Annotated in this window: 19 protein-coding genes; 12 read left to right on the forward strand and 7 right to left on the reverse strand. The window is 64.3% G+C overall.

Features of this window, described 5'->3' with window-relative positions:
* Positions 1–93 precede the first annotated feature (93 nt).
* On the reverse strand, positions 94–726 hold the full coding sequence (gene yihA / locus F6X61_RS20790) for a ribosome biogenesis GTP-binding protein YihA/YsxC (protein ID WP_125462081.1): 633 nt from the start codon (positions 724–726) through the stop codon (positions 94–96).
* Positions 727–934: 208 nt separating this feature from the next.
* Between yihA and F6X61_RS20795 the strand changes: the two genes are divergently transcribed.
* The 7 genes from F6X61_RS20795 (at position 935) to F6X61_RS20825 (ending at position 8,352) form a co-directional block, all read left to right on the forward strand.
* The gene (locus tag F6X61_RS20795; protein WP_110995057.1) at positions 935–1,237 is read left to right on the forward strand and encodes a cytochrome c5 family protein; all 303 of its coding nucleotides are present in this window, start codon (positions 935–937) and stop codon (positions 1,235–1,237) included.
* 31 nt (positions 1,238–1,268) lie between these two features.
* Positions 1,269–1,886 carry a cytochrome c gene (locus F6X61_RS20800; protein WP_110995021.1) on the forward strand — a complete coding sequence of 206 codons (618 nt, stop codon included), beginning with the start codon at positions 1,269–1,271 and terminating at the stop codon, positions 1,884–1,886.
* A 305-nt stretch (positions 1,887–2,191) separates the two neighbouring features.
* The gene (dsbA, locus tag F6X61_RS20805) at positions 2,192–2,827 is read left to right on the forward strand and encodes a thiol:disulfide interchange protein DsbA (protein ID WP_110995022.1); all 636 of its coding nucleotides are present in this window, start codon (positions 2,192–2,194) and stop codon (positions 2,825–2,827) included.
* Between the two features lie 12 nt (positions 2,828–2,839).
* The gene (locus tag F6X61_RS20810; protein ID WP_110995023.1) at positions 2,840–3,694 is read left to right on the forward strand and encodes an endonuclease/exonuclease/phosphatase family protein; all 855 of its coding nucleotides are present in this window, start codon (positions 2,840–2,842) and stop codon (positions 3,692–3,694) included.
* A 96-nt stretch (positions 3,695–3,790) separates the two neighbouring features.
* Complete coding sequence (locus tag F6X61_RS20815; RefSeq protein WP_153788262.1) at positions 3,791–5,782, forward strand: diguanylate cyclase; 1,992 nt, start codon at positions 3,791–3,793, stop codon at positions 5,780–5,782.
* 77 nt (positions 5,783–5,859) lie between these two features.
* A complete protein-coding gene (locus tag F6X61_RS20820) occupies positions 5,860–6,636 on the forward strand; it encodes an N-acetylmuramoyl-L-alanine amidase (protein WP_218575548.1) in 777 nt (258 codons plus the stop codon).
* A gap of 87 nt (positions 6,637–6,723) precedes the next feature.
* A complete protein-coding gene (locus tag F6X61_RS20825; protein ID WP_371923739.1) occupies positions 6,724–8,352 on the forward strand; it encodes an EAL domain-containing protein in 1,629 nt (542 codons plus the stop codon).
* A 132-nt stretch (positions 8,353–8,484) separates the two neighbouring features.
* On the opposite strand, the gene F6X61_RS20830 is transcribed toward F6X61_RS20825, so the two are convergent.
* Complete coding sequence (locus F6X61_RS20830; RefSeq protein WP_371923740.1) at positions 8,485–10,251, reverse strand: KinB sensor domain-containing domain; 1,767 nt, start codon at positions 10,249–10,251, stop codon at positions 8,485–8,487.
* 8 nt (positions 10,252–10,259) lie between these two features.
* On the reverse strand, positions 10,260–11,606 hold the full coding sequence (gene algB / locus F6X61_RS20835) for a sigma-54-dependent response regulator transcription factor AlgB (protein WP_153788278.1): 1,347 nt from the start codon (positions 11,604–11,606) through the stop codon (positions 10,260–10,262).
* Positions 11,607–12,008: 402 nt separating this feature from the next.
* Here algB and F6X61_RS20840 point away from each other — a divergent pair, with 402 nt between their 5' ends.
* The 5 genes from F6X61_RS20840 (at position 12,009) to F6X61_RS20860 (ending at position 16,460) form a co-directional block, all read left to right on the forward strand.
* Complete coding sequence (locus F6X61_RS20840) at positions 12,009–12,293, forward strand: hypothetical protein (RefSeq protein ID WP_153788280.1); 285 nt, start codon at positions 12,009–12,011, stop codon at positions 12,291–12,293.
* Positions 12,294–12,329: 36 nt separating this feature from the next.
* Positions 12,330–12,491, forward strand: a complete 162-nt coding sequence (locus F6X61_RS20845) for a DUF1328 domain-containing protein (RefSeq protein WP_003252966.1) — start codon at positions 12,330–12,332, stop codon at positions 12,489–12,491.
* A gap of 3 nt (positions 12,492–12,494) precedes the next feature.
* Positions 12,495–12,965 (forward strand): inhibitor of vertebrate lysozyme family protein, encoded by a 471-nt coding sequence (locus F6X61_RS20850; protein ID WP_153788281.1) that lies wholly within the window; start codon positions 12,495–12,497, stop codon positions 12,963–12,965.
* Between the two features lie 744 nt (positions 12,966–13,709).
* Complete coding sequence (gltP, locus tag F6X61_RS20855; protein ID WP_153788283.1) at positions 13,710–15,044, forward strand: glutamate/aspartate:proton symporter GltP; 1,335 nt, start codon at positions 13,710–13,712, stop codon at positions 15,042–15,044.
* 186 nt (positions 15,045–15,230) lie between these two features.
* Positions 15,231–16,460 carry a nucleoside recognition domain-containing protein gene (locus F6X61_RS20860; RefSeq protein ID WP_153788285.1) on the forward strand — a complete coding sequence of 410 codons (1,230 nt, stop codon included), beginning with the start codon at positions 15,231–15,233 and terminating at the stop codon, positions 16,458–16,460.
* Here the strand turns inward: F6X61_RS20860 and F6X61_RS20865 are convergent.
* Genes F6X61_RS20865 through F6X61_RS20880 form a run of 4 tightly spaced genes read right to left on the reverse strand, consistent with a single transcriptional unit; the run spans position 16,442 to position 19,925 of the window.
* Entirely contained in the window at positions 16,442–17,065 is a 624-nt protein-coding gene (locus tag F6X61_RS20865; protein WP_153788287.1) for an ABC-type transport auxiliary lipoprotein family protein, read from the reverse strand. The genes F6X61_RS20860 and F6X61_RS20865 overlap by 19 nt on opposite strands.
* Positions 17,062–18,000, reverse strand: a complete 939-nt coding sequence (locus tag F6X61_RS20870; RefSeq protein ID WP_153788289.1) for an MlaD family protein — start codon at positions 17,998–18,000, stop codon at positions 17,062–17,064. The genes F6X61_RS20865 and F6X61_RS20870 overlap by 4 nt, the downstream gene beginning before the upstream one ends.
* 3 nt (positions 18,001–18,003) lie before the next feature.
* Entirely contained in the window at positions 18,004–18,795 is a 792-nt protein-coding gene (locus F6X61_RS20875) for an ABC transporter ATP-binding protein (protein WP_153788290.1), read from the reverse strand.
* Entirely contained in the window at positions 18,792–19,925 is a 1,134-nt protein-coding gene (locus F6X61_RS20880) for an ABC transporter permease (protein WP_153788293.1), read from the reverse strand. Before F6X61_RS20880 ends, F6X61_RS20875 begins: the two co-directional genes overlap by 4 nt.
* Positions 19,926–19,983 lie beyond the last annotated feature (58 nt).

Here is a 19,983-nt window from a genome sequence, read left to right on the forward strand (position 1 = left end):
GCCCGTGTTCGCGGGGCAAGCCCGCTCCCACAGGGATCGCGCTAGCTTTAGCAGTTGAGCAAGACAGTTGCTCCTACAAAAGCGGGTACCGCCTCAGGCCACCGGCTTGTCTTCCAGCTCCATCCAGTCCGCCAGCACGCGATATGCCTCTTCCAGCCCCAGGCGCTTGGGCGCCGAGAACAGCTGGATGGTGGTGCTGTCGCCCCAGCCCTTGCGAATTTCCGACTGCACCTTGAGCAGGGTGTTCTTGCCGGCACCGTGGGTCAGCTTGTCGGCCTTGGTCAACAGGATGTGCATGGGCATGCCGCTGGCCTTGGCCCAGTCGAGCATCATCTTGTCGAAGTCGGTCATCGGATGGCGCACATCCATCATCAGGATCACCCCGCGCAGGCACTCGCGGCTGCCCAGGTAGGCTTCCAGGTGCTTTTGCCAGTGCTGCTTGAGCGGGATCGGCACTTTTGCATAACCGTAGCCCGGCAGGTCGACCAAACGCCGTTCATCGTCCAGACTGAAGAAATTCAAAAGCTGGGTGCGGCCTGGGGTCTTGGAAGTCCGCGCCAGGCTGGCATGGGTCAGGGTGTTGAGGGCGCTGGATTTGCCGGCGTTGGAACGGCCAGCGAAGGCCACCTCGTAACCCTGGTCTTCAGGGCATTGTTCGACCTTGGCGGCGCTGAGGGCGAAGGTGGCTTTCTGGCAGAGGCCGAGGATGGGGTTCTTGACTTGCATGGGATATCCGATGTGGGTGTTGCCCGGCACTGGAACGGTTGGCCCAGGCGCGGCAAGCGGTGTCGTTTCCGTTTGGATGACGGAAGTATATAATGCCCCAGTTTTTGTGTGCTCATTCTCCCAGCGAAGGAGAACGGGCATGGGGTGCCGAACAATAGCTCGCGCAACAGAACGCAGCGCGGCCCCCAACCCTGTCAGGTCGTTCCGCATGGCGAAATGGCTGCTTGCTGTCGGTATGTTCCTGCCGTATTTCAGCGCACAGGCTACACAGGATCCCGAGGCGTTGTACAACCGCACGTGTGCGGCCTGTCACGCCGGACAGTTGCCACAGGCCCCCAAACGGGGTGACCGGGCGGCCTGGGAGCCAAGGCTGGCGCAAGGCATGGCGCAACTGGTGGCGCATGTTACACAGGGTTTCAAGGCTATGCCGCCGCGTGGATTGTGCATGGACTGCAGTGCCGAGGACTACCGATTGGTCATCCTTTGGATGAGCGGCAGTCCCGATACATAACATTTCACCCTTAGCCGTGTTGGATTAGCTGATGAACAAACTAGTCGTGAGTCTGCTGTTGACCATGGGTGTCGCGGGTGCGGCCACTGCTGCCGAACCCATCAAAGGCGATGCTGCCGCTGGCCAGGCCAAGACGGCCGTCTGTGGCGCCTGCCACAACCCCGACGGCAACAGCCTGGCGCCGAACTTCCCGAAACTCGCCGGCCAAGGCGAACGTTATCTCGAAAAACAGCTGCACGATATCAAGGCCGGCAAGCGTACCGTGCTGGAAATGACGGGCATGCTAGCCAACTTCAGCGACCAGGACCTGGCCGATATCGCCGCGTACTTCTCCAGCCAGAAAGGCAGTGTCGGTGCCGCCGACCCTAAACTGGTGGAGCGTGGCCGCGCGTTGTTCAACGGCGGCGACCTGGAGAAAGGCATGCCCGCCTGTACCGGCTGCCACTCGCCCAACGGCGCAGGCATCGCCCTGGCCGGCTTCCCGCACCTCGGTGGCCAGCACTCGCAGTACGTGACCAAACAGCTCACGGATTTCCGTGAAGGTAACCGCACCAACGACGGCGACGCGATGACCATGCGCACTATCGCCGGCAAGCTGAGCAACAAGGATATCGAGGCACTCTCCAGCTACATTCAGGGGCTGCACTGACCCTGTGGGAGCAACTGTCTTGTTTGCATGTCCTGGCCTCATCGCTGGCAAGCCAGCTCCCACAGCCTTAGCGCATGGCATGGGCATGTACGGTCAGGGTGGGAGCCGGCTTGCCGGCGATGAGGCCGGTAAAAGTACTCAGCCCCCAGCGTTAACAATGGGTTAATGCTGTGCGACAAAGATGAAAGGGCAGCCCGTGCTGCCCTTTTTTTCGTTCAGGGTCGTACACTACAGAACTCACGCCCTTCCCGGCCTGTCCCAGACAGGTCGCGTCGAGGCGACCAAAGACTGCTCAGGAGTAAAGCATGCGTAAACTGATTCTCAGCGCTGCGCTGGTCGCCGCCAGCGTGTTCGGTATGACCGCCGTACAGGCCGCGGAGCCTGCCACCGCCGGCAAGGAATATATCGAGCTGAGCAACCCCGTCCCCGTGTCCGTGCCGGGCAAGATCGAAGTGGTCGAGCTGTTCTGGTACGGCTGCCCGCACTGCTACCACTTTGAACCTGTGATCAACCCCTGGGCCGAGAAGCTGCCCAAGGACGTCAACTTCAAGCGCGTCCCCGCCATGTTCGGCGGCCCGTGGGATGCCCACGGCCAGATGTTCCTGACCCTCGAAGCCATGGGCGTCGAGCACAAGGTGCATGCCGCGGTCTTCGATGCCATCCAGAACCAGCGCAAGCGCCTGACCGACCCGCAAGACATGGCCGACTTCCTGGCTACCCAGGGCGTGGACAAGGACAAGTTCCTTGCCACCTTCAACTCCTTCGCCATCAAGGGCCAGGTCAACCAGGCCAAAGAACTGGCCAAGAAGTACGAAATCACCGGCGTGCCAAGCATGGTGGTCAACGGCAAGTACCGCTTCGACCTGGGCACCGCAGGTGGTCCGGAGGGCGTACTGAACGTTGCCGACCAGTTGATCGACAAGGAGCGCGCCGCTAAGTAAGCGGCGTACCCCATGGCTCGCTTGCGCCCCACCCGTGGCGTCGGCCTGCATCAGCCGCAGGTCAACGAACATCACCTGCAGGCCTCTGGCCTGCCAGAGGATGGTCGCCTGCGGCTGCTCAGTTTCAACATCCAGGTCGGCATCAGCACCGAGCGCTACCGTCATTACCTGACCCGCAGCTGGCAGCACCTGCTGCCGCATACCGGGCGAGCGGGCAACCTGCAGAAAATCGGTGACCTGCTGGGCGATTTCGACCTGGTGGCCCTGCAGGAGGCCGATGGCGGCAGCCTGCGCTCAGGCTACGTCAACCAGGTGGAGCACCTTGCCCAGTTGGGCGCCTTCCCCTACTGGTACCAGCAGCTCAACCGCAACCTCGGGCGTTTCGCCCAGCACAGCAACGGCGTACTAAGCCGCCTGAAGCCCCAGCACCTGGAAGACCACCCGCTGCCCGGCCCGGCCGGACGCGGTGCGATCCTTGTGCGCTTCGGCGAAGGTGACGACGCGCTGATCGTGGTGATGATGCACCTGGCGCTGGGTGCCAAGACCCGCGCCCGCCAACTGGCCTACATTCGTGAGCTGATCGGCGGTTACCGTCATCAGATCCTCATGGGTGACATGAACACCCACGCCACCGACCTGCTCGAGCACTCGCCGCTGCGCGATCTGGGCCTGATTGCCCCCCAGGTCGAGGCCACCTTCCCGAGCTGGCGGCCACAGCGCTGCCTCGATCACATCCTGCTCAGCCCGAGCCTCACCCTGGAACGGGTCGAGGTGCTGGCACAACCGATTTCCGATCACCTGCCCGTCGCCGTCGAGATCCGATTGCCTGATGCCCTGACTGTGGATACGCTGCCGGTCCTGAGCTAGGCCTGCGTATGTGATCGGCGCGTTCAAGTGTTGGGGACTTGTGCCGAAATCCAGTCATCACAGGGCTAGATGCGATCACCCTTTGCGGATTCAGGCATGAGCGAAGAAGCCGAGCGCTGGAAAGAAAAATACCTTAAAAGCATCGAACAGCAGGAAAAGCTCGAACGGCGTTGGGACGCCCGGCTCGACCTGCTGCGTCGCGGCCTGGTGCGCAGCACCCTGGCAGCGGAAGGTAGCGACAAGATCGTCGACCAGTGCATGAAGGAAATGCGCGAAGTCATCCGCAGCGACAATATGGACGCCGGGCTCGCCGGGTTGATCCCGCGCCTGGAAAAGGCCGTGCTCGATTCCGAGCAGCGCCGGGAAACCCGCATGAACCAGGTCAGCGACGCGCTGACAGCACTGGTCAGCCAACTGCAGGCCCTGCCGCTCCCGGGTGAAGTGTCGCGGCCCCTGAAGAAACTGGCGAAAAAACTCGACGGCGGCGTCAGTCAGTCCCGCGAACTGCCGCCGCTGCTGGGTGAGCTCAGCGGCCTGCAAGGGCGCGCCTTGAGTGCGGTGCAAAAAACCGACGACGAGGCCCGTCCGGGTTTTCTCCAGCGCCTGTTCGGTGGTCGCGATGAAGCGCAGGGTGAATTCCAGCCTGCGCCATTAACCGCCCCACAACCCGCTCAGCCTGAGGAAAGTACAGGCCTGGTTGCCGAGCCGGATACGCAACCGCAGGATGCCGACGAGCTCCACCCGCTTGCGGCCAGCGTACCCGCCCCACCGCAGGAGCCGATAATAGAGGCATCGGGCCCGGTACTGGTCGAAGCCGTCGAAGAAATTTACTCGGCACCCCGGCCGCAAGCCGAGCCTGAGCCTCAACCCGAGACGCCGGTCATCGAGCCGCAGGCGACCGAGCCTGCGCCATTATCTGACGAGCCTGCGCTATCGCCTGCCGAGGTAGTGCCCGAAGTCACCCAGCCAGCTCCGGTACAGACACTCGAAGAGCTGGCCGGCGAAGACGGCCCGTATGCCCTGCCCGACGCAGTCGAGCCGCCCTACAGCCAGGTGGCCGCCCATATCGAGCAGACCTTGATCGGCCTGCTCGACGACCTCAGCCTGCCCGAGCGCCACAAGGCCCAGGCCCTGGAGATGCGCGAGCGCGTGGCGCGCGGCCTCAACTGGTATGAACTGATCCCGGTGCTGGATGACCTGGCGGTGCTGATGCTGGCCATTACCGACAGTGGCCAGCACGAGTTCGAAGCCTACCTGCAACAGCTCAACGAACGCCTGGAAAGCTTCCAGAGCCATCTGCACGAAGCCAGCACTGGCCATGCCGATAACAGTTCCGCTGCCCGCGAGCTGGACAGCCAGCTGCGCGAGCAGGTCGACGGCCTGCAGAGCAGCGTGCAGGGTGCTGCCGATCTGGACAGCCTCAAGCACATTCTGGAAGGCCGCCTGGAAGGTTTGCTGGTGACCATGGACGACCACCAGCACGAGCGTGACCGTCGCGAGCAGGAGCTGGCTGGTCGCCTGCATGGGTTGGCCGAGCGTGTGGCGAGCATGGAGCAGGAGGCCCTGGGTTACTGCGAGCACCTTGAAGAGCAGCGGCAGAAAGCAATGATCGACCCGCTGACTGGCCTGCCCAATCGCGCGGCCTGGTCGGAGCGGGTCGAACAGGAAGTGCTCGACTGGCATGAAAATGGTGGCCACCTGGCGATGGCCATCCTCGACCTCGATCACTTCAAGCGCATCAATGATGGCTATGGTCACCTGGCAGGCGACAAAGTGCTCAAGATCGTCGCCGACCAGTTGCGCAAACGCCTGCGTGGCCGGGACTTCATCGCCCGCTTCGGCGGTGAGGAATTCGTCCTGCTGTTGCCGCAAACCTCACCGCCCGCTGCGGCGCAAGTTGCCGAAGCACTGCGTGCGGCGATCGAAGCCTGCCCGTTCCACTTTAAAGGCGAGCGGGTGGTGATCACCACTTCCATCGGCCTCAGCGCCTTCCGCCCCGGCGAGCGTGGCGACCAGGTGCTCAAGCGCGCGGACGAAGCCCTGTATCGGGCCAAGGACAAAGGGCGCAATCGCGTCGAGCAGGGATGAATAGATCCTGCTAACGCCAGATCAGGAGCACGTTATACTGTAGCGCTGTTGTCGCTCATCATGACGTGCTCCCTGCAATGAAAACACTCATCACCACCCTGCTCCTGCTGGCCCTGGCCGGTTGTTCCAGCGGCCTGCGCATCGACCGCAGCCACCCCTCGGTCAACCAGGACAGCCGCATCCAGTTCGTCGTCGTGCATTACACCAACGCTTCGTTGGAGCGCTCGCTGGCGTTGTTGACCCACGGCGAGGTCAGCAGCCACTACCTGATCGGCGATGGTCCGGCCACGGTCTACCAGCTGGTCGACGAAAACCGTCGCGCCTGGCATGCCGGCGACAGCCAGTGGCAAGGCCGCACCTGGCTCAATTCCAGCTCCATCGGCATCGAGATCGTCAACCCGGGTTACACCGACACGCCGGCTGGCCGGGTCTGGCACCCTTACAGCGAAGCCCAGGTGCAGGCGCTGATCGCCCTGCTCAAGGACATCGTCAAGCGTAACAATATCGACCCACGCCATATCATCGGCCACAGCGACATCGCCCCCCTGCGCAAGCTCGACCCAGGGCCGCTGTTCCCCTGGAAGCGCCTGGCCGATGCCGGGCTGGGCATCTGGCCGGACGCCGCGTCGGTGGCGCGCCAACAGGCCTACTTCGATGCCAATCCGCCGACCGTCGCCTGGTACCAGCAGCAACTCGCGCGTTTCGGCTATGCCATCGACCAGACCGGCGAGCTCGATGTGGCCACGCGCCACGTCATCGCGGCGTTCCAGATGCGCTTCCGCCCGCAGCGTTTCGACGGCCAGCCGGATGCGCAGACGGCCGCCATGCTCCAGGTGCTCAACCGCAAACGTTGAACCTTGTGGGGGCTGCTTGGCGGCGCCGTCTTCCGAACGGCAAAGCTGGCGACGCATTCAGTTGCTATACCTTTGGTATTCAACTGGATGCCGCGCATGCCTGCCCCTAACGCCTCAGTGCGTCAATTTTTTCACCACCCTTGGCTGCTCGCAGTGCTCGCGGCCTTGGGCAGCGCTGCGCTGCTGTTGGCCGCCAGTGTCGGTGTGACCCTGCAGCAGATGAAGGACAGTGAAAGCGCACAGATGAATGCCCGTGGCGAGCGCTTTCTCGAACGGCTGGAGCAGGTGTTCGGCCAGTTACGTGAAGGGGTCGACCAATTGCAGTCGCAATCGCTGCGCGGCTGTGGCCCGCCGATGCAGGCCCTGCTGCAGCAGGTGGCGCTGAAGTCGCGGTTCATCTACGAGGCGGCCTATGCCGATGGCCAGTCGGCCTGCTCCAACCGCGGCGGCGAGCGGGTCATCGAGCCCTTGCGCGCGCCGGATATAGAAGGGCCGACCTACAGCTATTGGCTCAACACCACCACCGAACCCAATGAAAACCTGGCTGCCCTGATGCTTGGCCGTGGCAATTTCCTGGTATCGACCTCGCGCGGTCATCTGAGCGATGTGGTCGACCTGCCGCCGGGCGGCAGCCTGCTGGTGGTGCTTGACCGCGGCAACCGCGCGATCCCGGTGCTCGGTCCACCGCAGGCCTGGCCGCCCACTGCCGACTGGCCGCCGCCGTCGCACAAGTCGCTGCTGGAACTGCATGATCGACTGGTCTATCGCATGGCCACCAAGTCGCCGGACTACCAGTTGGTGCTGATCGCCCCGCGGGCCAGCCTGCCGCTCAAACTCAACGGGCTGCTCTGGTTGCTGTTCCCAGGCAGCCTGGTGCTGGCCTGCTGCATTGGCTGGCTGGTGCTGCAACTGATCCAGCAGCGCCGCTCGATGAGTTCCGAGCTGCAGCAGGCCTTGCGCCGGGGCGAGCTGCAGGTGCTGTACCAGCCGATCATCGAACTGGACAGCCGCCGCTGTGTGGGGGCCGAGGCGCTGATCCGCTGGCGCCGCCCGGACGGCAGCCTGACCAGCCCGGAGCTGTTCATCCCGCTGGCGGAAAATACCGGGCAGATCCGCCAGATCACCGATTTTGTCCTTCAGCGCGTGCTTGAACAGCTCGGCCAGCTGCTGCGCGCCAACCGCCACCTGTACATCTCGGTGAACCTGGCGGCCTGTGATGTCATGGAGCCGCGCATCGGCCGGGTGGCCGCGCGGCTGCTGGCGCAGCATCGGGTGGCCGCCAACCAGATCGCCTTTGAGGTGACCGAGCGCGGGCTGATCGACGTGGTGGTGGCCCGGGACAACCTCCAGGCGTTGCGTACGGAAGGGCATCAGGTGCTGATCGACGATTTCGGTACTGGCTATTGCAGCCTGGCCTACTTGCAGACCTTGCCGGTGGACTGCCTGAAAATCGACAAGGCGTTCATCGACGCCCTTGGCCACGACGCCGCCAGCAGTGGCGTGGCCCCGCACATCATCCGCATGGCCCATGACCTGCACCTGCGGGTGATCGCCGAGGGTATCGAGTGCGAGGACCAGGCGCAGTTCCTCAGCAGCGAAGGGGTCAACTACGGTCAGGGCTGGCTGTTCGCCCACCCGCTCAACGCCCGCCAGTTCGCCGAGTTGATCACCCGCGGGCGGCGGGTGGCGGGGCGGCGGATCGATGATGAGCCTTGAACGTTTTGCTGCGCTTGGGGCCCCATCGCTGGCAAGCCAGCTCCCACAGGGGCTACGGTGATCCTTGTGGGAGCCGGCTTGCCGGCGATGAGGCCGGTGAGCCAAGCCCAAGCGTTCAGGCCGGCGCTGCACTCAAACCGGCAACGCCATGTAGAACTGTGTCCCCTGCCCCGGCCGTGAGAACACTCCCATGCGCCCGCCGTGCAACTGCACGATCTCCTTGCACAGCGCCAGGCCCAGGCCGGCCCCGCCTTTCTTGCGCCCGACCTGCACGAACGGCTCGAAGATCCGCCCCTGCTGGCCATAGGCGATGCCTTCGCCGTTGTCCTCGACGCTGACGATCACCCGCTCCGCGTGCCGCCGTGCATGCAGGCGGATATGCCCGCCGCTGGCGGTATGGCGGATGGCGTTGTGCAGCAGGTTGTCCAGCACCCGGTCGAGCTGAGCGATATCGGCCTGGATCCGCGGCAGTGGCGGTTCCAGTTCGCGAATCAGCTCGATCTGTTTTGCCGCAGCCTGCTCGGCAAAGCGGGCCTGGGCGCGTTCGAACAGGTCGTCGAGTGCGCAGGGCGCCAGTTCCAGCTTTTGCAGGCCGCTCTGGTAGCGGGAGAAGTTGAGCAGGTCGTTGATCAGTTGGGTGAGGCGCTGCATCTCCTCGCCTATGGTCTCAAGCAGGTCATGTTCACGGGCCTCGGCCGGGAAGCTGACCCGCTCGCGCAGCAAGCCGAAGGCCATGTGCATGCCGGTGACCGGGGTGCGCAACTCGTGGGAGGCGCGCAACACGAACTCGCTGCGCACCCGCTCGAAGGCGCGCTGTTCGGTGACATCGTGCAGCACCATCACCGCACCGAGGATCGGCCCTTGCGGGTGGCTGACCGGGGTCAGGCTGTAGGTCAGCAGGCGGCTTTCTTCGTCCACCTCCAGGCTCAGGTCGTCGGGCGGGCGATCCAGGCTGCCGCCGCGCAGCACCTGGCGCAATTGCTGCTCCAGCTCCGGGCGTTGCAGCGCTTCGGCCAGGCTCGCGCCGAGGCGGCCGTGGTCCCAGCCCAACTGGCGCTGGGCTACCGGGTTGAGGTGCTCCAGGCGGCCCTGGCGGTCGATGATCAGCAGGCCGTCGTCGATGCTGTCGAGCACCGCTTGCAGGCGCTGCTGGCCCGCGAGCAGTTCGTCGACGTTGGTCGCCTGATGCTTGCGCAGGGCATCGGCCATCAGCCCGAAGCGCCGGGTCAGCTGGTTCAGCTCGGTGGCCTGGGTGACGGGCAGGGTCACGTCGAAGTTGCCTTGCCCCAGTTGGTCGGCGGCCTTGGCCAGAGCCTCGATGGGCTGGCCGAAGCGCCGGGCAATGTTGTGCGCGGTGATGAAGCCCAGCACCAGCACGGCCAGGCCCATCAGGCCAAGCAGCCCGCTGATCAGCAGGGCACGGTCGCGGGACGTCTGCTCACTGCGGGTAATGTGCTCCAACGCCTGCTTGTGCGAGTCGAGCAGGTCATTGCGCAACTGGCTGAAGGCCGCACCCAGGGGTTGCTCGGCCCCCAGGCTGCGAGCGGGGGCCGGGCTCTCCCGGTAGGCCTGGAGGAATGCCTGGTAATGGCTGGCGGCCTTGCTGAAACCGGTACGTTCGCCGCCCTGCTCCAGCCCTTGGGTGAGCAGGGCCTGGAACTCGCTCTGCAAGCTGGCCAGGCTTTGCGCGGTAGTGTCCTCGTCGAGCATCAGGGTCAGTTGCTCGCCCAGGTTCTGCCGCAGCTTCAGCCCCAGCTCCAGGGTGTGGGAGGTGTCCTGCACCAGGCGCTGCTGCATGGTTGCCATCTGCAGCACACTGACCAGCCCCAGCAGCAGCCCCAGCAGGGCCACCGTGACCAGCGCCGAAATGCTCAGGAACAGCCGCGTGCGCAGCTTCATCGGCGTTTTCACAGGTTGTACTGCTTGCGCTTGCGGTACAGCGTGGAGGCGTCGATGCCCAGGGTCTTGGCGGCCTGGTCGAGGGTGTCGCTGGCCGCCAGCACCGCCGCGATATGGGCGCGCTCCAGTTCGTCCAGGCTCAGTGCGGCGCCGACCTTCGGTGCGTTGCCGGCAGGCTGCTCGCCCATGCCCAGGTGGCTGATTTCCACGCGCTCCTGCGGGCAGATGATGCTGGCGCGCTCGACCACATTGCGCAGCTCACGGATGTTGCCTGGCCAGCGGTAGTTGAGCAGTGCTGCGCGGGCTTCGTCGCTGAAACCACGGGCTGGACGCGAATACTCTTTGACGAAGCGGGCGAGGAAGCGCTCGGCCAGGGTCAGGATGTCCTCGCTGCGCTCACGCAGCGGTGGCAGGTGCAGGGTGATCACGTTCAGGCGGTAGAGCAGGTCTTCACGGAAGCGGTTCTCGCGGACCATCTCGTCCAGGTTGAGGTTGGTCGCCGCCAGGATGCGCACATCGGCCCGGCGGGTGACCGGGTCGCCGACCCGTTCGTATTCCTTGTCCTGGATGAAGCGCAGCAGTTTTGGCTGCAATGTGAGGGGAAAATCGCCGATCTCGTCGAGGAACAAGGTACCGCCGTCAGCCTGGCTGACCCGCCCGAGGGTGCTTTCGCTGGCGCCGGTGAAGGCGCCCCGGGTGTGGCCGAACAGCTCGCTCTCCATCAGCTCGGCATTCAGTGAGGGGCAGTTGATGGTCACGCAGGCCTTGCGCGCGCGCTTGCTCCAGCCATGGATGGCGCGGGCCAGCTCGCCCTTGCCGGTGCCCGACTCGCCGAGGATGAGGATGTTGGCGTCGGTGGTCGCCACCTGCCGGGCGGTTTCCAGTACGGCCATCATGGCCGGGCTGTGGGAGTCGAGGCCGTCCTTGGGTTTGCGCAGCTCGCCTTCCAGGGCTTCCAGGCGCGCCGACAGCTGGCGCACTTCCAGTTGCTTGGCGGTAGCCAGGCGCAGCTGGTCGGGGCTGCAGGGTTTGACCAGGTAGTCGGCGGCGCCGGCCTGGATCGCGTCCACGGCGGTATCGATCGCCGAATGGGCCGTGACGATCACCACGCGCATCCAGGGGGCCTGGACGCGCATCTGCGCCAGTACATCGAGGCCGTTGTCTTCGCCCAGGCGCAAGTCGAGGAAGCACAGGTCGAACACCTGGCGCTGCAACAGGGCCTCGGCCTGGGCGGCACTGTTGGCGGTGGCCACGCTATAGCCCTCGTCCTCAAGGCAGTAGCGGAAGGTACGCAGGATGGCGGACTCATCGTCCACCAGCAGAATGCGGCCTTGGTTGTCCTGGGCTGATTCCATTTTCCTGCGCTCCTTTGGGATAGATCTCAATTAGTGTCGGAAAAATCGGGCAAGTTGCATGGTTGATTCTGATTGATCCGACGCCCTGCATGCTAGCCGGTTGCCTTCATGGTGACTAAGTGACTGATAACTTGGGAGTTGGTTGCAAGGGAATGGCCATCATGACGGTTGCGCAGAGCGTTGATGGATGCCACCCGCCCCAAAGTGTGGGCCAGGCGCGAGGGTGAATCGTGCAAATCGCCCGACGCGTTTGCAGGCCATCGTGCAGGATACGCCCCGCTCTATTTCGCAGAATTTCATAACTATCTGATTTTATTGAAATTTATATGCCTAAAAAGACTGGCACGCGAGCTGCAAATACCTGTTCAGGTTTCAAGAACAAGTACAGCAGGAGGAGCCGGCATGAATCACCCACCCGTCAACCGCACGCAGTACGCCGTACTGCCCCTGCGCCAGTTGCTGTTCCTCGGTGCGGCTTTGCTGATCACCCTGGCAGCCGGCCAGTTCTATTACAGCTGGCAAACCGCTCGCCTGGCCGACCAGGTCGCGGCGCAGACCCTGGTGCTGACGCAGCTCAAGGCGAGCCGTGTGAGCACGCAGGTCACGGCACTGGAGCCGCTGCCGGTGGGTGACACCACCCCTGCACGGGTCGAGAACGTCCAGCCCGAGCAACGCTGGGTGTTCTAGACCACCAACGATTTTGCACACGAAAGGAGAAACATCATGCTGAGCTGGGCTATCACCTTCCTGATCATCGCCATTGTCGCCGCGGTCCTGGGCTTCGGTGGTATCGCTGGCGCGGCGACCGGTATCGCGAAGATCCTGTTCATCGTCTTCCTGGTGCTGTTCGTGGCTTCTTTCTTCTTTGGACGAGGCAGGGGTTGAACCATGAAGCGGATGCTTTGCCAAGCCTTGGCCGGTGCCCTGCTTGCGGGCGCCGGCAGCCTGGCGCTGGCGGCCAATGACGGCCAGGTCCGGGCCAACCAGTTGTTAGGCTCGGACCGCGAATACCAGCAAACCTGGCAGCACACGATCAAGGGCGAGGAGCGTTTGCCCGAGTGGGTGATCAACCTCACCGGCAGCGCCCCGCTGCAGATGTCGGCAGTCACCGAGGACGGCGAGCAGTATCTGGTCGGCCCATTGTGCGAGGCCGACAGCACCTGCACCTACAAGCGCCTGATCGTGGCGTTCAGCTGGGACAAGGACACTGCCTACGGGATGCTCGTGGAAGTACCCGAAGGCCTGCCCTCGGACAAGTCGCCCACCCGCCATGCGGACTATCGGTGGCTGGGCAAACCTGACGACGGCATGAAAGCCTTGCTGCAGGAGCAACTCAAGCGCGACCCGAACTGGTACTGAGCCCTTCAAGGCCTGCGGGTACGCACTGTCACGAAATAGAAGCTGAACCTTTCTATCTTTCTGGCTTCTATGATGCGCCGCCCCGAGGAGGGGCAGCGCATGACCAGGGGGCCGGGCTGTTCTGATTGTTGCAGGATCGGAGTGGCCTAGGGGTACAGGGAGTACCTCCGTAATGGGCCGGGTCAGGCGAAGGTGGCATCGGAAGCTGCAGATCGGTCATGCCCTACAGGGATCAGAGACCGATCTGGCTTCCGAGGTGCCTTTTTGTAGGACTCATTCCTTATATATGTACGTCTTTTCACCAAAGACACATTTTGTCTTGACCGTACATCGAAATTTTTTAGCCTGACTGATAGCTCAGGTTCAGTGGCATTTCAGCCATTCGGATTGTCGAACACGCCATTCAAACCCCCGTACGCACGCCGTCAAATCTGCCGAATTATGGCGCTTTGGTCTTGTTCGGAAATCCGAACGTTGAAAATCAAGGGCTTGGCGATGCTCGATTTCGGGTTCTGGTCTCATGCCGATTCGGCATGGGGTACTCGTTTCCGGCATTAGACTGCCCTCCTTCCCATCGCAATAGTTGCCGCCTTTTTCCCTGGCCCAAGCACTCGAAAGATGTGCTCGCGGTGTCCTTTCATGGGGCCACCGCACGCCAAGCTCGTGTTGCCATCACGCTTTAAACGGCTCTGGTACGCGGCTTAGCGGTTGGCGTCCTTGACCACTACAACAAAGGGTAATGACATGAAGAAGGCAAAACTGAGCCTCGCCTGGCAGATCGTCATCGGTCTGTTGCTGGGCGTTGCAGTCGGCGCGCTACTGAATCATTTCAGTGCAGAAAAGGCATGGTGGATCAGCAACGTCCTCCAGCCGGCCGGCGACATCTTCATTCGCCTGATCAAGATGATCGTTGTCCCGATCGTGATTTCGTCGCTGATCGTGGGTATCGCCGGAGTTGGCGACGCGAAGAAACTGGGCAGCATCGGCCTGAAGACCATCCTCTACTTCGAGGTGGTGACCACCATCGCGATCGTCGTCGGCCTGGTGCTGGCCAACGTGTTCCACCCGGGCGCCGGCATCGACATGAGCACCCTGGGCACCGTCGACATCTCCAAGTACCAGGCCACCGCGGCCGAGGTGCAGCATGAGCACGCGTTCATCGAAACCCTGCTCAACCTGATCCCGTCGAACATCTTCGCAGCGCTGATGCGTGGCGAAATGCTGCCGATCATCTTCTTCTCGGTCATGTTCGGCATGGGCTTGTCGAGCCTCAACGCCGAGCTGCGCGAGCCGCTGGTGCGCACCTTCCAGGGCGTGTCGGAGACCATGTTCAAGGTCACCCACATGATCATGAACTACGCCCCGATCGGCGTGTTCGCCCTGATCGCCGCCACCGTCGCCAACTTCGGCTTCGCCTCCTTGCTGCCGCTGGCCAAGCTGGTGCTGCTGGTGTACTTCGCCATTGCCTTCTTCGCCTTCATGGTGCTGGGCCTGGTGGCGCGCGTGTTCGGCTTCTCGATCATCAAGATCATGCGCATCATGAAAGACGAGCTGATCCTCGCCTACTCCACTTCCAGCTCCGAGACCGTGCTGCCGCGCGTGATCGAGAAGATGGAAAAGTACGGTGCGCCGAAGTCGATCTGCTCGTTCGTGGTGCCGACCGGCTACTCGTTCAACCTCGATGGCTCGACCCTGTACCAGAGCATCGCGGCAATCTTCATCGCCCAGCTGTACGGCATCGACCTGTCCTGGAGCCAGCAGCTGTTGCTGGTGCTGACCCTGATGGTCACTTCCAAAGGTATCGCCGGCGTACCGGGCGTGTCCTTCGTGGTGCTGCTGGCCACCCTGGGCAGCGTCGGTATCCCGCTGGAAGGCCTGGCCTTCATCGCCGGTGTCGACCGCATCATGGACATGGCCCGTACCGCGCTGAACGTGGTGGGTAACGCCCTGGCCGCCGTGGTCATCGCCAAGTGGCAGGGTATGTACGACGCCGAAAAAGGCGCGGCGTACTACCAGTCGCTGGTGCTGGACAAGGGCAAGACCGAGGCAGTGGTGGCTGGCAAGACCGTCAACCAGTAAGCCTTGCAGTTGAACTAAAAGCCCCGACTTGTCGGGGCTTTTTGCATTCAGGCGTCGTGGGAGCGTCGTGGGAGCGGGCTTGCCCCGCGATAGGCCGTCCGGGCAATCGCGGGGCAAGCCCGCTCCCACGCTGCCGTCGATGGTTCGATACGCTATCATTCGGGCATTTTTCACGGGGGATCACAGATGCTCAACGGCCTCTGGCTCGGCTTTTTCCTGGTGGCGGCCATTTCCGCCCTGGCCCAGTGGCTGGTCGGCGGCAACGCCGGCATCTTCGCCGCGATGGTCGAGAGCATCTTCGCCATGGCCAAGCTGTCGGTCGAGGTCATGGTCCTGCTGTTCGGCACCCTCACGCTGTGGCTGGGCTTTCTCAAGATCGCCGAAAAGGCCGGCATCGTCGAATGGCTGGCCAAGGTGCTCGGCCCGCTGTTCGCCCGGCTGATGCCGGAAGTGCCGCCCGGCCACCCTGCCCTGGGCCTGATCACCATGAACTTCGCCGCCAACGGCCTGGGCCTGGACAACGCCGCCACCCCCATCGGCCTCAAGGCCATGCGTGCGCTGCAGGAGCTCAACCCCAGCAGTACCACGGCGAGCAACGCGCAGATCCTGTTCCTGGTGCTCAACGCTTCGTCGCTGACCCTGCTGCCGGTGACCATCTTCATGTACCGCGCCCAGCAGGGCGCGACCGACCCGACCCTGGTATTCCTGCCGATCCTGCTGGCCACCAGTTGCTCGACCCTGGTCGGCCTGCTGTCGGTGGCGGTGATGCAGCGCCTGCGCCTGTGGGACCCGGTGGTGCTGGCCTACCTGATTCCCGGTGCGCTGCTGCTGGGCGGGTTCATGGCGTTTCTCGGCACCCTCTCGGCGGCCGCGCTGGCCAGCCTGTCGTCGATCCTCGGCAACCTGACGCTGTTCGGCGTAATCATCCTGTTCCTGGTGATCGGCGCCTTGAAGCGGGTGAAGGTGTACGAGGTGTTCGTCGAAGGCGCCAAGGAAGGTTTCGACGTGGCCAAGAGCCTGCTGCCGTACCTGGTGGCCATGCTGGTGGCGGTGGGCGTGCTGCGCGCTTCCGGCGCACTGGAGCTGGCCCTGGACGGTATCCGCCATGCGGTGGGCTGGATGGGCCTGGACAACCGTTTCGTCGAGGGTCTGCCCACCGCGCTGGTCAAGCCGTTCTCCGGCAGCGCGGCGCGGGCCATGCTGATCGAAACCATGCAGACCCATGGCGTGGACAGCTTCCCGGCCCTGGTGGCAGCGACTGTCCAGGGCAGCACCGAAACCACCTTCTACGTGCTGGCGGTGTATTTCGGCGCGGTGGGCATCCAGCGGGTGCGCCACGCCGTAGGCTGCGCCCTGCTGGCCGAGCTGGCCGGCGTGGTCGCGGCGATCTTCGTCTGCTACTGGTTCTTCGCCTGAGCCTGAGCGGCCTGACTTACGGTCCAGTCGATCACCTGGCGCGCCAGCTGGTCGCTGGCCGCGCCGAAGCCGGCGACCGCTGACGGCACCTGCGTGCCGGTGAGTGGCTGACGCACCTCGAAGCGCTTGCTGGCGAGGATGCGCTGGCTGCGCCCCTGCACCAGCCGCGCGTCGTAGCGGATCACCACCTCCACCTGGTCCTTGGCCCGGTATTCACTCTGGAACGCCTGCAGCTCGCCGCCCAGTTCGTAGTCGGCCTGCAGGTTGGCGTCGTCGGCACTCAGGCGCTGCACCCGGCCGTCGCGCTGGAAACCATCGAGCAGGCGGTTGCGCACCAGCATGGGCACCGGGTCGCTCCAGCGCGCGCCCTTGTAGCTGCTGATCACGTCACCCTGGGGGATCACCGCGATGCGCGGCCCGGCCAGGGCTTCGCTGGCCAAGGGTTTGTTCAGGCGCAGCGACCAGCTCGCCGATGTGGCGTTGCCGGCCGCCTGGTGCACGGGCAGGCGGTAGATATCCACAGGTTCGGTCTTCGGCAGGATCGAGCAGGCCGAGGCCAGGCTCAGCGTGGCGGCCAGGGCGAGCAGGCGCGGCGACGGGCTCATGGCTGGAACTCCTTGTTGTTGTCGCGACCGAGCAGATAGCCGCTGGGGTCGGCCTCCAGGCGCCGGGAGATGCCCTTGAGCGCGTTGAGGGTCTCGCGCAGCTCGCGGATGGCCGGGGCGATCTGGTTCAGGCCCTGGGCGCCGTCGTCGAGGGACTGGCGGTTGTCCTGCAGCAGGCTGTTGATGGTCGCACTGCTTTGCGCCAGCGACTGCATGGCCTGCTCGGCGCTGCCGATGGCCTGCTTGCCCTGGTTGCCGAGCAGGCCGTTGGCGTTGCGCATCAGCGCCTGGGTCTCGGCCAGGGTCGCGCTGGCCTGCTTGCCGACCTCGCCCAGTTGGGAGATGGCCGCACTGATGCCGTCTTTGTGGCTGGCGAAAGCGCCGGTCGTCTGGTCGAGGTTGGCCAGGGTGTTGCTCAGGTGCTCGATGTTGTCTTGCGAGAACATCTGGTTGGCGTTGTGCAGCAGCAAGTTGATGTTGGTCACCAGGTCGCTGCTGTCATTGAGCAGCTGCGAGATCGGCGATGGCGAGGCGACGATCACCGGCAGTTTGCCGTCCTGGCCTTTGAGCGGTGGGCTTTGCGGGGTGCCGCCGGTGAGCTGGATGAACGAGTTGCCGGTGACCCCGGCCAGGGTCAGCTTGGCCTTGGTGTCTTCCTTCACCGGCGTGTCGGCGGACAGGCGAATGCGCGCCAGTACCCGGCGCGGGTCTTTCGGGTCCAGGCGCAGGGTGCTGACGTCGCCGACCTTGATGCCGTTGTACTGCACCGGGCTGCCGCGGGACAGGCCGGAGACGGCTTCGTTGAACACCACTTCGTAATCCTTGAAGGTGTCGTCGACGCTGGACTTGGTCAGCCACAGGCCAAACAGCATGGCGCCCGTCACCACCAGCACGGTGACCAGGCCGATCAGGACATGATGCGCTCGGGTTTCCATCGTTCAAGGCTCCTGGCGGGCGCGCAGGGCGGCGTCTTCGGCCGCCCGGCCGCGCGGGCCGTGAAAGTATTCGTGAATCCAGGGGTCGTCGGTCTGTTCGACTTCACGCAGGGGGCCGGCCACCAGCACTTTCTTCTGCGACAGCACCGCCACCCGGTCGGTGATGGTGTAGAGGGTGTCCAGGTCGTGGGTGATCAGGAACACCGACAGCCCCAGGGCGTCGCGCAAGGTGAGGATCAGTTGGTCGAAGGCGGCGGCGCCGATCGGGTCGAGGCCGGCAGTGGGCTCGTCGAGGAACAGGATGTCCGGGTCCAGCGCCAGGGCGCGGGCCAGGGCCGCGCGCTTGATCATGCCGCCGGACAGCGAGGCCGGGTACTTGTCGGCAGCGCTGATCGGCAGCCCGGCCAGGGCCAGCTTGACCCCGGCCAGGTGCTCGGCGTCTGTGCGCGACAGCCCGGCGTGCTCGATCAGCGGCAGCGCGACGTTCTCGGTGACGGTCAGCGACGAGAACAGCGCGCCCTTCTGGAACAGCACGCCAAAGCGCCGCTCCACCTGCGAGCGCTGACCTTCGTCGAGGCTGGCCAGGTCCTGGCCGAACACCTTCACGATGCCTTCGTTGGGCCGGCGCAAACCGATGATGCTGCGCAATAGCACCGACTTGCCGCTGCCCGAGCCACCCACCACGGCGAGGATTTCGCCGCGGTACAGGTCCAGGTCGAGGTTTTCGTGCACGCTCTGGCTGCCGAAGCGGTTGCAGATGCCCCGGGCTTCGATCACCGCCTCACGGCCGCTCACCAGCCCATCTCCATGAAGAACAGCGCGGCCACCGCATCCAGCACGATGACCACGAAGATCGACTGCACCACCGCCGAGGTGGTGTGGGCACCCACCGATTCGGCGCTGCCGCTGACCTTGAAGCCTTCCAGGCAGCCGATGGTGGCGATCAGGAAGGCGAAGAACGGCGCCTTGGCCAGGCCCACCAAAAAGTGCTGCACGCCGATGTCGCTTTGCAGCAGCGAGAGGAACATGGCCGGCGAGATGCCCAGTGACAGTGCGCAGACCACCGCGCCACCGACGATGCCGCAGATCATCGCGACGAAGGTCAGCAACGGCAACGCGATCAGCAGCGCCAGCACCCGCGGCACCACCAGCAGCTCGATGGGGTTCAGGCCCAGGGTGCGGATGGCGTCGATCTCTTCATTGGCTTTCATCGAGCCGATCTGCGCGGTGAACGCGCTGGCAGTCCGCCCGGCCATGAGGATGGCGGTCAGCAGCACGGCGAATTCGCGCAGGAAAGAGAACGCTACCAGGTCGACGGTGAAGATGGTCGCGCCGAAGTTGGCCAGCACCGTGGCGCCGAGGAAGGCCACCACGGCGCCGACCAGGAAGGTCAGCAGGGCAACGATGGGGGCGGCATCCAGGCCGGTCTGTTCGAGGTGGGCGACCACCGGGGTGACGCGCCAGCGGTGGGGCTGCAGCAGGCGGCGCAGCAGGGTTTCGAGGATCAGGCCGATGAAGCCCAGCACTTGCCTGGAGTCTTGCCACAGGGTGTCGACGGCGCAGCCGATGCGCGCCAGCAGCAGTAGCAGCACCGGGCGCTCGGGTTGTTTGACCGGGATGCAGTAGTCCTGCACCGAGCAGTAGACGTTCTTGAGCAGGGCGCGGCTGGCGTCGGGGAGTTGCTCGGTACAGTGCGCCAGGCGGTCGGAACCGAGCAGTTCGGCCAGCAGTGAGGCGCCGGCGGTGTCCAGGCGGCCCAGCTGGCTGAGGTCGACCTGGGTGTCGGCGCCGTACTGGCTGCGCAGCAGCGCGCAGTCGCGCTTGAGGCTGGCGTAGTGGGCCAGGGTCCAGTCGCCGACGATACGCAGGCGGGAGGGCTGCTGGTTGTTGTCCAGAATGGCGCTCGGGGCGGTCATAGGCTCCATGCATCTGACTGGCGGGTGGCGAGTCAGATCATAGCGCAGTGAGACGGTGTTGCGGCCT

Source organism: Pseudomonas sp. EMN2 (assembly GCF_009650555.1).
GTDB lineage: Bacteria > Pseudomonadota > Gammaproteobacteria > Pseudomonadales > Pseudomonadaceae > Aquipseudomonas > Aquipseudomonas sichuanensis.